This is a genomic window from Lacrimispora sp. (assembly GCF_046972725.1).
Lineage (GTDB): Bacteria > Bacillota > Clostridia > Lachnospirales > Lachnospiraceae > Lacrimispora.
This window is the reverse complement of record NZ_JBKVXF010000007.1, coordinates 143,672-158,058: the sequence shown is the minus strand read 5'-3', so window position 1 is coordinate 158,058 and position 14,387 is coordinate 143,672. Positions and strand designations below refer to the sequence as shown.

The 14,387-nt window shown below is 45.0% G+C and carries 13 protein-coding genes; 10 read left to right on the top strand and 3 right to left on the bottom strand.

Annotated features, from left to right (window positions below; translation table 11 throughout):
- The first annotated feature begins 252 nt into the window (after nt 1–252).
- Entirely contained in the window at nt 253–1,194 is a 942-nt protein-coding gene (locus ACLTWA_RS18870) for a LysR family transcriptional regulator (protein WP_412329456.1), read from the top strand.
- Between the two features lie 181 nt (nt 1,195–1,375).
- Here the strand turns inward: ACLTWA_RS18870 and ACLTWA_RS18865 are convergent, their stop codons facing one another.
- Both ACLTWA_RS18865 and ACLTWA_RS18860 read right to left on the bottom strand, forming a co-directional pair.
- Nucleotides 1,376–2,395, bottom strand: a complete 1,020-nt coding sequence (locus ACLTWA_RS18865; RefSeq protein ID WP_412329455.1) for a right-handed parallel beta-helix repeat-containing protein — start codon at nt 2,393–2,395, stop codon at nt 1,376–1,378.
- Between the two features lie 305 nt (nt 2,396–2,700).
- Nucleotides 2,701–2,949, bottom strand: a complete 249-nt coding sequence (locus tag ACLTWA_RS18860; RefSeq protein ID WP_412329454.1) for a TIGR03905 family TSCPD domain-containing protein — start codon at nt 2,947–2,949, stop codon at nt 2,701–2,703.
- 142 nt (nt 2,950–3,091) lie between these two features.
- On the opposite strand from ACLTWA_RS18860, the gene ACLTWA_RS18855 reads away from it, so the two are divergent.
- The 4 genes from ACLTWA_RS18855 (at nt 3,092) to ACLTWA_RS18840 (ending at nt 7,275) form a co-directional block, all read left to right on the top strand.
- Nucleotides 3,092–3,790 carry a 5'-methylthioadenosine/adenosylhomocysteine nucleosidase gene (locus ACLTWA_RS18855; RefSeq protein WP_412329453.1) on the top strand — a complete coding sequence of 233 codons (699 nt, stop codon included), beginning with the start codon at nt 3,092–3,094 and terminating at the stop codon, nt 3,788–3,790.
- 128 nt (nt 3,791–3,918) lie between these two features.
- A complete protein-coding gene (locus tag ACLTWA_RS18850) occupies nt 3,919–4,866 on the top strand; it encodes a hypothetical protein (RefSeq protein WP_412329452.1) in 948 nt (315 codons plus the stop codon).
- Between the two features lie 112 nt (nt 4,867–4,978).
- Nucleotides 4,979–6,325 carry a glucose-6-phosphate isomerase gene (locus tag ACLTWA_RS18845; RefSeq protein ID WP_412329451.1) on the top strand — a complete coding sequence of 449 codons (1,347 nt, stop codon included), beginning with the start codon at nt 4,979–4,981 and terminating at the stop codon, nt 6,323–6,325.
- A 179-nt stretch (nt 6,326–6,504) separates the two neighbouring features.
- Nucleotides 6,505–7,275, top strand: a complete 771-nt coding sequence (locus ACLTWA_RS18840) for a DUF6612 family protein (RefSeq protein ID WP_412329450.1) — start codon at nt 6,505–6,507, stop codon at nt 7,273–7,275.
- A gap of 68 nt (nt 7,276–7,343) precedes the next feature.
- On the opposite strand, the gene ACLTWA_RS18835 is transcribed toward ACLTWA_RS18840, so the two are convergent.
- Nucleotides 7,344–7,610 carry a hypothetical protein gene (locus tag ACLTWA_RS18835; protein WP_412329449.1) on the bottom strand — a complete coding sequence of 89 codons (267 nt, stop codon included), beginning with the start codon at nt 7,608–7,610 and terminating at the stop codon, nt 7,344–7,346.
- A gap of 167 nt (nt 7,611–7,777) precedes the next feature.
- Between ACLTWA_RS18835 and ACLTWA_RS18830 the strand changes: the two genes are divergently transcribed.
- The 5 genes from ACLTWA_RS18830 to tkt all read left to right on the top strand — a co-directional run bounded on the left by ACLTWA_RS18830 (nt 7,778) and on the right by tkt (nt 14,351).
- Nucleotides 7,778–8,869, top strand: coding sequence for a hypothetical protein (locus tag ACLTWA_RS18830; RefSeq protein WP_412329448.1), 1,092 nt, complete (start codon nt 7,778–7,780; stop codon nt 8,867–8,869).
- 144 nt (nt 8,870–9,013) lie between these two features.
- Nucleotides 9,014–9,613: a spore protease YyaC gene (yyaC, locus tag ACLTWA_RS18825; protein WP_412329447.1), complete on the top strand. Its 600-nt coding sequence runs from the start codon at nt 9,014–9,016 to the stop codon at nt 9,611–9,613.
- Nucleotides 9,614–9,674: 61 nt separating this feature from the next.
- The gene (locus ACLTWA_RS18820) at nt 9,675–11,030 is read left to right on the top strand and encodes a LysM peptidoglycan-binding domain-containing protein (RefSeq protein WP_412329446.1); all 1,356 of its coding nucleotides are present in this window, start codon (nt 9,675–9,677) and stop codon (nt 11,028–11,030) included.
- 73 nt (nt 11,031–11,103) lie between these two features.
- Nucleotides 11,104–12,375: a DUF5711 family protein gene (locus ACLTWA_RS18815; protein WP_412329445.1), complete on the top strand. Its 1,272-nt coding sequence runs from the start codon at nt 11,104–11,106 to the stop codon at nt 12,373–12,375.
- The gene (tkt, locus tag ACLTWA_RS18810; RefSeq protein ID WP_412329444.1) at nt 12,372–14,351 is read left to right on the top strand and encodes a transketolase; all 1,980 of its coding nucleotides are present in this window, start codon (nt 12,372–12,374) and stop codon (nt 14,349–14,351) included. Before ACLTWA_RS18815 ends, tkt begins: the two co-directional genes overlap by 4 nt.
- Nucleotides 14,352–14,387 lie beyond the last annotated feature (36 nt).

Genomic DNA, 14,387 nt, shown 5'->3' with positions numbered 1-14,387 from the left:
CCTGTAAATTCTTGATTTTTGAAAATACAGGTGTTATAGTAAGGAGGAAAGTATTTTTTCTACCCATCATAGTGACTCAGCTTATGAGTGATACAGCAACTGCGAATATTTTTAGGCTCTTGGAATTGGGCGGGTATGCAGATTGAAGTGAAGCCCCCATCCTGATATGTGAAGCAGGCTGAAAACAACTTATGACAGGGTTGCGGCGATATTGGAGTAACATACGTAAAAATATGGTCTAAGAAGGGCAAAATGAATCTGAAAGAGTTGGAATATATTATAGCGCTCAATGAGGAACAAAATTTTACGAGAGCAGCGGAAAAACTTTATATAACGCCTTCTGCATTGACACAGCGGATCACGAAGTTGGAAGAAGAGATCGGTATCCCGCTTTTTATCAGATCGAGAAAAGGGGTTGAGCCAACGGAGGCGGGGAAAATATATATTCAGGCGACCCGCAAGATGCTTCAGCTGAAAAAGGATACGTATAAGGAACTGCATGATCTGGCGAGCCTGAACATCGGAACGCTGTCAATCGGAATCCCCCCGGAGCGCGGATCGGCTATTTTTTCTGATATATATCCCAAATTTCATGAGAAGTATCCCAGCATTAGCATAATCCTCAAAGAAACCGGCGTATATAATCAACAAAAAATGATAGAGGAAGGCAATCTGGATATTGGTTTTATGACTCTCAGCAGTGAGCAGCAATCGGATGACGAATATATGCTTATCCGCAGGGAGGAAATTCTGGTTGCAATACCGGAAACATTTCCGGTGGAGCATTATCTGAGAAATGATTTTTATACCAGGTATCCAGTGATATCCCTCAGTGATCTTCGGTATGAGCCGTTTGCTGTGATGAGCAAATCCTCTACGTTGAGAGAATTGCAGGAACTCATTTTTAGACGTAATCATATGGAGCCCCAGATATTGTTTGAGACGTCGAGGCAGAATTCGTTTCTTGACATGGTAGCCTGTAAGATGTGTTGCGCTTTGGTAAGTGAAAATTATGTATATTCTCCTCATGCAAAAAATGTGAGGTTTGTTTCTTTGAAGGAACATCCCACCTGGAATATTATGGCTTGCTACAGAAAGGGCAGCTATCTTTCGGAAGCTGAAGAGTATCTGATCAGGCTTTTTGCGGAAAGTCTGAACAGGGATGAGGATCAAAAGGAACGGATGGGCATTTGATAACAATTGTCAATCGTGTAACAGTATAACATAAAGAGGGTGTCGCAAAATTACTAACATAAAGTGATGGAGTGACACCCTCCTTCTTTTTTTAAGTATAAAAAGGGGGCGATTGCTCCAATAGATTATCTATCTATTTTTGCAACAGCCCCCTGTTTTTTATGAATCCTGCTAATTTAAGTTAGAAATTAAAGGAACAGTTGACAATGGTTGCGCCTTTAATGACATCTTTCTTTTTACCGCCGTTGGAGATGCAGCCATTAAAGTTATGTTTGCCGGAAGCCGGTGCTTTTGGGAAATTGAAGTTCACGTTATTGTTCGTACCGGTACAGTTCTTTAATGTAACAGCCCCTGTATTGTTATTCTGGTCATAACCTCTTGCTTTGTTGCCGATCGCAACGCAGCCTTCCAGATAATGGTTGTCAGCGGTAAAATTCCCTCCTACTTTAAAGCCCTGGCCGTTTCCGCTGTTCTTGCCGTTATAGGAAGCTTCTGAGTTATATATCTTTACCGCATTTCCGGCAGAGTAAAAATCAAAACCGTCATCGGAATTATTTAAAGCGGTGCAGTTTTCAAATACATTGCCAGGTCCAATGCTTAATTTGGCAGCAAAACCGTCTGCATTCTCACCATCGGTCTTGGGATCATAGTTCCAGGTGGAGGTGACCTTTATAATGCGGTTATTGGAGGCACCATTGCTCATCTGAAGGCCCGTATCCCTGCATTTAGTGATAAAGCAGTCTTTGATCTGATTGTTGCTTCCGCTGATGTAGATGCCGTTGTCTCCGGCATTCTGAATATTAAGACCTTCCAGGTACCAGTAATTACCGGAAATCTGGAAGCCCCGGGAGCTGTCTGCATAGGGCTGGCCGGAGAAGTCAATCACAGGCTTTTGGTCGTTGTAATTTAAGATTTTAATGGGAGAACTGGAGCTGCCGTTTTCTTTCAATTTAAAGGTGGATGATGATTTGTAGGTACCTCCCATGAGGTAGATGGTGGTGCCGGCCTTTGCTTTGTCAAGGGCTTTGTCAATGGTCTTAAAGGGCTTGTCTTTTGACTGGCCGTTGTTGGAATCGTTTCCGCTTGTGGAAACATAATACGTTGTGGTTGCTGCGTTTGCCGGCAGTGGACTGAAATACCCCGAACCAGCTACCAGAAAACAAGCTGCCATGATACTGATGATTCTTTTTCCTCTTCTCATATAATAACCCCTTTCTATATATCTAGATACCGGGACAGTTATTTGCTCCGGAATTTCTAGCAGAAACATAAGTGGAGACCATACAGGTCTTAAGGAATATCTTTTGTGCTGTTTGTGCAATGTTTATAGTTTCATACTATAATAATTGGAAAGTATTGTCAATAATTATTTAGATAATTTACATTCACATTCTCTTTTGGAATAATGTTAGTGGATTGTGCTTAAAATAAACAAAAAAAGGGCCGCAGAAATAACTGTTGTATACAGTATTCCTGCAGCCCACGGCTCATTGAATCTACGGTCTATCAGTGAACGCCCTGCTTGTATTCCTTTAATGCCATGGATAGCTGATCCGGGCAGGAGGTGGGTCTAAAGCCGCATTGAATTCCCTCCAGACGTCTAATGGCCTCGTCAACATCCATTCCTTCCACCAGCCGGGATACGCCCTGGGTATTGCCGGAACAGCCGCCGACGAACTGAACCTTAACGACTTTATTGTCTTCTACTTCAAAGCTGATTTCTTTTGAGCAAACGCCGCGTGTTTTATAATTCATGATTGGTACCTCCAACTCCTGAAACATCTTCTTGTGAACAAGTTAAATTATAGTCAAACCTTTCAGAGGTGTCAATAGCGCTTTTCAAACCTGGAGAAAGACGCTATAATAAGGGAAGATGTGATCATAAAGGAGGAAATTTATGTTAGGAATAATCGGAGCTATGGATGTAGAAGTGGCGGAAGTAAAAAAGACCATGGAACATGTGACCGTGGAGACCATTGCAAATATGGAATTTTATAGAGGCGTTTTAAAAGGAAAGGAAGCAGTAGTAGTCCGTTCCGGGATCGGAAAGGTCAATGCAGCCATCTGCACCCAGATTCTGGCAGACCATTACCGGGTAAGCGGGGTGATCAACACCGGAATTGCCGGTTCCCTGAAAAATGAAATCAATATTGGGGATATCGTTCTGTCTACGGATGCGGTGCAGCATGATATGGATGCCACTGGCTTTGGATATCCGGTGGGACAGATCCCTCAGATGAAAGAATTCTCTTTTCCGGCCGATGAGACCTTGCGGAAACTGGCTTATGACTGCTGTAAAAAAGTGAATCCTGAGATCGGAGTTTTTATCGGAAGGGTAGTTTCGGGGGATCAGTTTATATCTGACAGGGTTAAAAAAGACTGGATTTCCAAAACATTTGGCGGAGCCTGCACCGAAATGGAGGGGGCTGCCATCGCTCAGGCGGCATACTTAAACCACATACCATTTCTTATTATCCGAGCTATCTCAGATAAGGCGGATGACAGCGCAAATATGGACTACAGCGAGTTTGAAGCAAAGGCAGTAAAGCATTCTGTGAACCTTATTTTAGCCATAGCAGAACAGTATTCATATTAAGTTCAGAATCGAATCATGGCAGGATTTGACGAACGATTCTAGGCTCTCTCATCTTCCCAAAGCCGGTCCGGGTGTTTATAATAAACCTATCACCCGGAGAGGCCGGGCAAGAAAGGGGAGCTATTATTATGCTGGAAATTTTACAGACAGGCAAAGCGTTATACGTGCTGGCAGCTTTTTGCGGCATCGGAGTTATTACCAGATGGCTGACACGTAACCTCTACAAAAGATTAATTAAAGAATCCAATAACATGACATTGACCAAAAACAAATGTCTCCGATCCTTCAAACAAAAAACAGAATCAACCTATCAGATGAACCAGGGAATTCCAAGAATCAAGCCGTACCTGGAACGGCAGATGTATGAGTTTAAATATATGGGGATTACTCTCCACGGCTGGAACATATTCGCCAATCAGATGACACTCTGGTGCTTTCTCGCAGGAGGCGGTGCAGCGTTTGCTTCCTATTGGTTCCGTACCGATCCATATTACATAGTATTATACGGTTCCGTGGGAATCATGGCCGGACTGTTTACCATTCTGGTGGATCACGGGGCGGGTATTTCGGAGAAGCGGCAGCAACTGTTTGCTGTTCTTGATGATTATCTGGAAAATGTTCTCATCTACCGGCTGGATCAGGCCAGGGATGAGTTTGATGGAGTCTCCGGTCCCCATTTGGAACCCCGTGAAAATATAAGAGCTATTTATCCCGCCGCATCAAGAGGCACAGCAGAAATTGAAGAAGCGCCTGATAAAAAATCGGAGCGGCGCAGTGCAAGACAGAGGCTGAAAGCAGAACGGCCGGAAAAGCCTTTAAGAAACCGGATTCAGTCCCAGCAGGCCGAGGAGTACCCGGATGAAGCGGATGTGAAATCCGAACGGGCCGAAAAGAGGGCGTCTCCGGAGGCCGTCGGTTCCAGGAGGGATGTGGATTACTTAAAACGGAGTCTGGAGCAGATTGCAGCAAGCCGGGAAAAAGAACGGAGCAGCCGGGCGGGAGAAGACTGGCTGAAGGATTTGAATCCGGAAGAATTAAAGCTGATCGGTGAGATTCTCCAGGAATATCTGACCTGAACCTTTGGGAGTCAGAAGAAAATCATGTCGCAATCAGCCGAATTATATGATATAATTTTCCTTAACAGGCAGTCAGCAACTTAAGCAAACAGAAAAAAGGAGAATATAAGCAATGGGAAATATAGTTTTTGATTATTCCAAGGCGTCCGGCTTTGTTTCAGCAGAAGAAATGGAGAATATGAAAGCCTCAGTAATGTGTGCAAGAGACACCCTGGTGAACAAGTCTGGTGCAGGCAATGATTTTCTGGGTTGGATCGACCTTCCGACGGATTATGATAAGGAAGAGTTTCATAGAATAAAGACAGCTGCAGAGAAGATTCAAAAAGACTCTGACGTACTGTTAGTCGTTGGCATTGGCGGTTCCTATCTCGGTGCAAGGGCAGCCATTGAATTTTTATCCCATAGTTTCTATAATATATTGCCGAAAGGATTACGTAAAACACCGGAGATTTACTTTGTGGGCAACAGCATCAGCAGCAAATACATCCATGATTTAAGGGATGTGCTGGAAGGAAAGGACTTCTCCGTTAATATTATATCAAAATCAGGAACCACCACGGAACCAGCGATCGCGTTCCGCGTATTTAAGGATATGCTGATAGAAAAATATGGCCGTGAGGAGGCAAATAAAAGGATTTATGCCACCACGGACAAAGCAAAAGGCGCGCTTAAGAATCTGGCGGATCAGGAAGGGTATGAAACCTTTGTGGTACCCGATGATGTTGGCGGACGTTTCTCCGTACTTACTGCAGTTGGGCTTCTTCCCATCGCAGTATCCGGCGCAGATATCGAAAAGCTGATGGAAGGCGCACAGGCAGCCAGAACGGCAGCCCTTGAAACTCCATACGAATCAAACGGAGCACTTCAATATGCAGCAGTACGCAACATTCTTCTCCGTAAAGGCAAGACGGTTGAGATCGTTGCCAATTATGAGCCAAGCCTGCATTACGTTTCTGAATGGTGGAAGCAGTTATTCGGGGAGAGTGAAGGAAAAGACCAAAAAGGAATCCTCCCGGCAGCGGTGGATTTAACCACAGACCTTCACTCTATGGGACAGTTTATTCAGGATGGTGCCCGGATTATGTTTGAAACTGTTTTAAATGTGGTGGAATCTCCCGCAGAGATTCTTCTTAAGGCGGAAGAAGTTGATACCGACGGTATGAACTATCTGGCAGGGAAAAGCGTTGACTTTGTCAATAAGAGTGCCATGAACGGAACCATTTTAGCCCACAGTGACGGGAATGTGCCAAATCTGCTCGTTGGAATTCCAAAGCAGGATGAATACAGCTTGGGACAGCTGTTCTACTTCTTTGAATTCGCATGCGGGGTCAGCGGATATATTTTAGGTGTGAATCCATTTAATCAGCCTGGTGTGGAAAGCTATAAGAAGAACATGTTCGCTCTGCTGGGAAAACCAGGTTATGAAAAGGAAAGAGAAGAACTGTTAAAGAGATTATAAGTTTTTAAAATAAAATGCCGGCGTTTTGTCCTGGATATGTGAAAATCCTGGTCAGGGCGCCGGTTACTTTTTTGTTAATAAATCAAGGAATATTTAACAAAACTTAATTAGGAAACGGCATCTGGTTATAGTATACTGATAAGGTAGTAAAAAGAAATGTCTATATTTAGGAGGAAGCTATGAAAAAAAGTTTAACAATTTTCCTTGCTGCAGCAATGGCGCTTACAATGACCGCCTGTGCAGGAGGAGCGGACGCAAAGGCCACTTACGACAACGCAACCAAGAAAACCTCGGAATTGACATCCATGGATGTGACATCTGCAGTTAATATGCAGATGACGCAAGGGGAAAACAAGACCGATATGAAGATGGATTTAGACATGAAGATAGCAGATATCAACACAGATAAGATGAAATATCTGGCTGAGGGAACTACTTCTGTTATGGGACAGAACATTGATCTTTCCATGTATTATGAAGATGGATATTATTATATGGATTCCATGGGACAGAAAATCAAATATGCCATGGATCTTGATGAGATGATGAAGCAGATCAAGCAGGGCACAGAAAGCTCCAGCGTGGATTCTTCCTATTTGAAAGATATCACAGCAAAAGAAGATGGAGATAATAAAGTACTCGTCTTTACGGTGGATGCTGAGAAGATGGATGCCTATGTAAAGGATTTAATGGCCCAGGTGGGAACTGATTTAGAGGGTGTTACCTACACCATTAAAGAAGCAAAGGGAGAGGCAACTGTTAATAAAGATGGATATTTCTCATCCCAGAAGATCAGTTTAAGCTTAGATATGACCTCTCAGGGCGAGACGGTATCCTTGGTTATGGATACGGATTCTACCTACAACAATCCGGGCCAGACCGTAGAAGTGACCGCACCGGACTTAAATGGCTATACTGAAGTTGACCCGGCCACTCTGCAGGCCCAGTAACAGGCCGTAAGCATTTACAGAATAAAAAAGGCTCTTCCAAGGCAAGAATATTGCATGGAAGAGTTTTTTTATTCTTCAATTACCTGAATTTCCAGAAAATCAAACTCAATGTGCTCGATGAAATTATCCTGGTTAAATCTGGCCTTGGAGTGCTTTTGAAACTCCTGGACAGTGGCATCAAGCCATAAGGGTTTTCCCAAATCAAACTGGTAGCAGATGTCCTCCAGTGCGTGAAAAACCATGTTTGTTCTGGAAAGGCTGTAATCTGATATGCAGATAACGGTGTCTTTCATGATTTTCGTGTCTTTGATTATTTTTGCCCACATGCGAAACATAATGAATTTTCCCTTCTAAAGTAAGCGGTTAATAACATCGGTCTGGTGATGCAACGATTATATCACCGGCAAAGGATGATGCGCAAGCAGGAAAATGACGGTCATTGTAAAACCATGAAAAATATGATAGAATCGTGGTAGGAAAAACCCAAGGAGGAACACTTAAGATGGCACAACCCATAACGGATCAGGTTGGTTTTCTTGGAGAGGCCTGCAGAGCTGTCCAGGAGTTATCGGCAAGCAGAAATCTGCTGGATAAGTTCCATCAGGAAAAGAAACGTCTGGAAAAGGAGCTGGAGGCAGAAAAAAAGGCTGTGGCAGACGCCATTAACCTTACGGTCAAAAAGCGAATGGAAGAGATCGAAAGCACCTATGATAAGGAAATTGCCAGGGAACAGGACTCTTTAAAGCGGATGAGGAGCAAACGGGAAAAGGCAAAAAACCAGGGGATCAAGGAGCGGATCGAAGAGGAAACGGCAGAATTAAAGGAAAATAACAGGGAGTTAAGACGGCAGATGAAGGATCTTTTCCGGCAGGAGGGAGTTCCCGGATTTTGCAGCAGCAGGCTGTATTATGCGCTGTATATGCCTGACAGCTTTAAGGAATGGATGCTTTTGCTTGTTTTTATTTTGTTATGTTTTCTTGCCATTCCCTGCGGAGTCTATTTCCTGATTCCTCAGAGAACCCCTTATTATTTGGCTGGAATCTATTTTTTTACCATCCTTATCTTTGGCGGCAGTTACGTCCTTATCAATAACCGGACCAAGGTAAGGCATCAGAATGCGCTGAGAAAAGGCAGATCCATCAGGGATTTTATTAAATCCAACGACCGGAAGATAAAGGTTATCATTCGTTCCGTTAAGAGGGACCGTAATGAAGCGGTTTATAACCTGGAAAAATATGATGATGAGATCGCCCGTATGGAACAGGACTTAATGGATATAACCGAAAAAAAGCGGGAAGCATTAAATACGTTTGACAAGGTCACAAAGACCATCATATCCGATGAGATCGCAAGCAGCAGCAGGGAAAGGCTTGACAGGCTTTTAAAGGAATATGAAGAGGCCTCCGCCAATGTGAAGGAGGCTGAGGTCCGGGTGAAGGAACAGACTCTTTTTATCAACGATAATTACGCTTCTTATGTGGGCAGGGAGTATATGGCTCCGGAACGGCTTGATGAGCTGGCTGATATGATCCGAATGGGGAAGGCTTCTACCATAAGTGAGGCCAAGGCTATTTATAAGAGTCTTAAGGAATAGAATGAAGGTGCAGAAAGAACACGCAGAGACGGGTTTTTCCTGCGCCTGTTTTTTTCGTGATTTTCCCGAACGGTGTGGTGAATAATTCCATAAACTGCGGCTTATAATAGAACAGAGAAAATAAGGACAGCAAGGCAGGATATTATGAAATTATGGGAAAGAATTGCGATCCGGGGAAACCGGGACGTTTTTTATTATGACACAAAGCATACCTTTGAAGCAGAGGACTTTGCTTCCAGACTTTACGATATGATAAGTACGGAGCTGGAGAGTAAAAAAGCAGCTGGAGTACTTTTTTTGTGCATCGGTACCGACCGTTCCACGGGAGACAGCCTTGGGCCCTTAATCGGTTACAAGCTAAAAGACAAAGGACTGGAGCATCTGGAGGTCGTGGGGACCCTGGAGCGTCCGGTCCATGCGATGAATCTAGAGACGTATCAGACTATTTTACGGATTCGTTATCCGAATTATGTAGTGGTTGCAGTGGATGCTTCTGTTGGAAATATGGAGCATATCGGCTACGTGACCCTGGGAAGGGGCGCATTAAAGCCGGGCCTTGGGGTGAGTAAGGAACTGCGGGCCGTAGGGGATATTTTTATTACCGGAATCGTAGGAAGCTGTGGAAACTATGATCCGCTTATGCTGCAGAGCATAAGGCTTTCTGTTGTAATGCGTATGGCTGACTGCATCAGCCACAGTATTTATCTTGTCGAAAAGTTATGGGAAAACACGTCCATGCTTTGACATGATTTTCGCCTGTTGTATGCTATGATTCATTGGATTAAAAAAATAGCGGGGTGAGCCAATGGGTGAATTATACAATCCCTACCCGAAGCTGCCAAAGAATATCAGGCAGATCGGGGAGCGGGATCAGATCGTAAAGTTATATGTAGAGGATTATGTAAACACGTATTTGAAACGCCTGTATCCTGTAGGAGGACAAGGACTGCGGGTAGGCTTATTGCTTGGCAGTATGGAAATGAACGACGGAACGCCTTATATCTTTATTGACGGAGCTTTGGAGATGGAGGGTGTGACGGATTCCGGCGGAAGGGTGGCTTTTACAGAGCTTTCCTGGAAAAAAGCCTATCAGAACATGGAACAGCTTTTTCCAAAGAGATCCATTCAGGGCTGGTTTTTATGTGGCAGTCCCGGAGATGATCTGACGCCTTTAAATTATTGGAAACAGCATATCCAGTATTTTGAGGGCCCCAATAAACTGATGTATCTAAGCAACGGAGTGGAAGGAGATGAAACGGTCTACATAACGTCGGAGGACGGATTTTACAGGCTTCAGGGCTACAGCATTTATTATGAGCGAAACCAGATGATGCAGGATTACATGGTTCTGCGAAAAGATGTAAAACGTATCGAAACCGATACAAATGATAAGGTAATTGAAGAATTCCGCAAGCGAATGGACGAGCGCAAAGAGGAAGTTACGGACAGGCATCAGACCACCGGGCTCCTTAGAGGCATGTGTACTGCCATGGCAGTCGTCATATTAGCTGGCGGAATTGTTCTGTTTAACAACTTTGAACAGATGCAGAGCATGGAAAGTGTCATTGTTTCCGCCATTCCGGCAAAGGCAGAACAGCTTTTAGGAGGAAGCCGGAAAAAGAGCGGCAAGGAAGAATCAAAAGTTGTGGTGGAGGATGCAGAAGCAGGTATTTCTCCAACGACTGCGGTGAATAAGGAAACCATGTCGAAAACCGTACCGGAAACGAAACCTGGGGAGAGCCAGGCATCGGCAAAAACACCTGCAAACCAGGAATCCTCAGGGACGGAGGCGCAGACAAGCGCGGCTTCTGCGGAGACAAAAGGCACGGAGGCACAGACAAGCGTGGCTTCTGCGGAGACCAATGGCACCAGGGAGCAGACAAGTGCGGCTTCTGCAGAGACCAATGGCACCAAAGAGCAGACAAGCGCGGCTTCTGCAGAAACCGGACAGGCTCCGGCAGAGACCAGCCAGGCACCGGCGGAAACAGAAGCAGCCGCGTCATCGGGACAGCGGGTCCATGTGGTGCAGGAAGGGGAGACGCTATACGGGATCAGCATAGCAGAATACCATACGGTGAATAAGCTGAAGGAAATCTGTGAGCTTAATGGATTGGAGGATGAGAATAAGATCGTAGCAGGCCAGAAATTACTGCTTCCGTAGAAAAAAATAATGCGTTTCTTCTGAAAATGATGTATACTACAACTATATATGGGCACTTTTAGGAGAAAACTGCATGAGCGAATTGAACTCTATGAACAGAGAGATTAAAAAAAACCAGCTGAGGCGGCAGATTGTTCCAGCTTCTGTGGACAAGAGTGAGTCCAGCGAAGAAATCATAAAGAAAGCCCGCGTCAAGGTGAGAAAAAAGAGGCTCAGGATTTTCCTTATTCTGTTTTTGGTGCTTGCAGCAGGGGGAATCGGTGCATTTCAATATTTCAGACTCTATCATTATACCAGGTACGGGGTCGTCTGGGCAAAGGAGATGAATGAGGGAAGCTATGAAGGATACATGGATTTTGGCTCCAATGTACTGAAATACAGCAAGGATGGTGCCTCTTATCTGGATTCTCAGGGAAAAGAAGTATGGATTCAAAGCTATGAGATGAAATCTCCGAAGGCTTATGTGAGCGGAGATTATGCAGCCATTGTGGACCAGCAGGGGAATTCCATTTATATTTTTGACAAGGCGGGAAATACAGGGGTGGCAACTACGGTTCTTCCGATCGTGAAGGCATCAGTATCCTCTTTTGGAGTAGTAGCTGCCATATTAGAGGATTCCACGTCCAATTATATATACTTTTTTAAACAGGATGGATCGGCTCTTGATGTAAAGATCAAAGCGCTTTTAGGGAATTCCGGCTATCCTGTGGATATCAGTTTATCTCCTGACGGTACCCAGCTGATAGGGGCTTATGCCTATTTAAAGAATGGCACGTTAAACGGTAGAGTCGCGTTCCATAACTTCGCTGAAATCGGAAAAAGCATTCCGGACAGGCTGGTGGGCGGCTTTGATGAGCCGTATGATGGGGCGCTTGTGGCCCAGGTCCGGTTTCTTGACGATACATATTCCTGTGCATTTGCAGACAACAGCGTTTCGTTTTATTCCACAAAGAACGCCTTGTCTCCGGAGCTTTTAAAGCAGATTCCGGTACCGGAGGATATTAAAAGCGTATGTTATTCCAGTAAATATGTAGGACTTATCGTGGACAACCCGGAAGGGGAGAACCCATACCGGCTGGACATTTATAAAGCCAATGGGGATCACGTTTTTTCCAGGGACTTCCAATATCAGTATACCCATGCGGATATTGACGGAGATCATGTATTTTTGTATAATGAAGATTCGTGCAGAGTCTATAATATGTCCGGCAGGCTTAAATTTTCCGGTACATTCGATTTTTCGGTATCTAAGATCCGTAACGGCAGGTTTCCTAATACTCTGATCGTGACGGGTCCTCAAAATATGAAAGAAATCAGATTACAAATAGGAGGGCAATACCAATGAGCAACGTCGAAACCATGTCAATTAACGCAATCCGCATCCTGTCCGCAGATGCGATTCAGAAAGCCAATTCCGGGCATCCGGGGCTTCCCTTAGGCTGTGCGTCCGCCGCTTATGAATTATGGGCGAACCACTTAAATCACAATCCGGCAGATCCGGACTGGGCAAACAGAGACCGCTTTATTTTATCCGGGGGTCATGGTTCCATGCTTTTGTATTCTCTTCTCCATTTGTTTGGATACGGAAATTTATCCAAAGAGGATTTGATGAATTTCAGACAGTTAGGCTCTAAGACACCGGGACATCCGGAGTACGGCCATACTGTAGGGGTTGAGGCGACCACAGGACCTCTTGGTGCGGGTATGGGAATGGCAGTTGGTATGGCCATTGCAGAGAGTCATCTGGCATCTGTATTCAATAAAGAGAATTTTCCGGTTGTGGATCACTACACCTATGTGCTGGGCGGAGACGGCTGTATGATGGAGGGAATCTCTTCCGAAGTATTTTCTCTTGCAGGAACACTTTCACTTGGAAAACTGATCGTTCTTTATGATTCCAACCAGATATCCATTGAGGGAAGCACAGATATCGCATTTACAGAGGACGTTCAAAAACGTATGGAGGCTTTCCATTTCCAGACCATAACCGTAGAAGACGGCAATGACTTAAATGCTATCGCACGTGCCATTGAAGAAGCCAAGGCAGACACAGAGCATCCTTCCTTTATCACCATCAAGACCCAGATCGGTTACGGCTGCCCGGCAAAACAGGGAAAAGCCAGTGCCCATGGAGAGCCTTTGGGGGCAGATAATATCACTGCATTAAAGGAGAACTTAGGCTGGCCATCCACAGAACCGTTTTTTGTTCCGGAAGAGGTATACAGCCATTACCGCAAGCTGGCTGAGGAAAAAGCGGAGGTGGAAGCTGCCTGGAAGGTAATGTTTGCAGCTTACTGTGAGGAATATCCGGAGATGGAAGCCTTATGGAATGCCTACCATGATCCTGACGGAGCAAAAAAAGCGATTGATGCCTGTGCTGATTTCTGGAAGAAGCCGGAAAAAGCAGATGCTACCAGAAATTTATCGGGACAGATATTGAACCGCATCAAAAACCATATGCCGAATCTGATCGGCGGTTCTGCAGACCTTGCTCCTTCCAACAAGACCAACATGTCTGAAGCGGGAGATTATTCAAAGGAAAACAGAAGCGGCCGCAATATGCATTTTGGCGTCAGAGAACTTGGTATGACTGCAATTGGTAACGGGATGCTGCTTCACGGCGGACTTCGTACCTTTATAGCTACGTTCTTTGTATTCAGTGATTATACAAAGCCTATGGCACGTCTGGCTTCCCTGATGGGAATTCCGCAGACCTTTATCTTCACCCATGACAGCATCGGTGTTGGAGAAGACGGCCCGACCCATGAGCCGGTGGAACAGCTTGCCATGCTTCGTGCCATGCCGAATTTCCATGTGTTCCGTCCCTGTGATGAGACAGAGACCGAAGCCGCCTGGTATTCTGCACTGACATCCAAAAAGACACCTACCGGCCTTGTTCTTACCAGACAGAACTTGACTCCAATGCCTGGCAGCAGCAAGGAAGCGTTAAAGGGCGGTTATGTCATTGACGACTGCGAAGGGACACCGGATATCATTCTGATTGCAAGCGGTTCTGAGGTGGAGCTTGCAGTAAAGGCAAAGGCGCTTCTTTCTGACCGTAAGGTCCGGGTCGTTTCCATGCCTTGTATGGATTTGTTTGAAGAGCAGAGTGAGGAGTACAAAGAGTCTGTTCTTCCAAAGGCTGTTCGCAGGCGTGTGGCTGTGGAAGCATTAAGTGATTTTGGATGGGGCAGATACGTAGGTCTTGACGGAGCTTATGTGACCATGACAGGCTTTGGCGCCAGCGGTCCTGCCGGTCAGTTATTTGAGCATTTTGGATTTACGGCGGAGCGTGTGGCAGAAGTTGCGAAATCCTTATAAAAGATGTCTGACATCTTGATACAAAAGGAAAAGGAG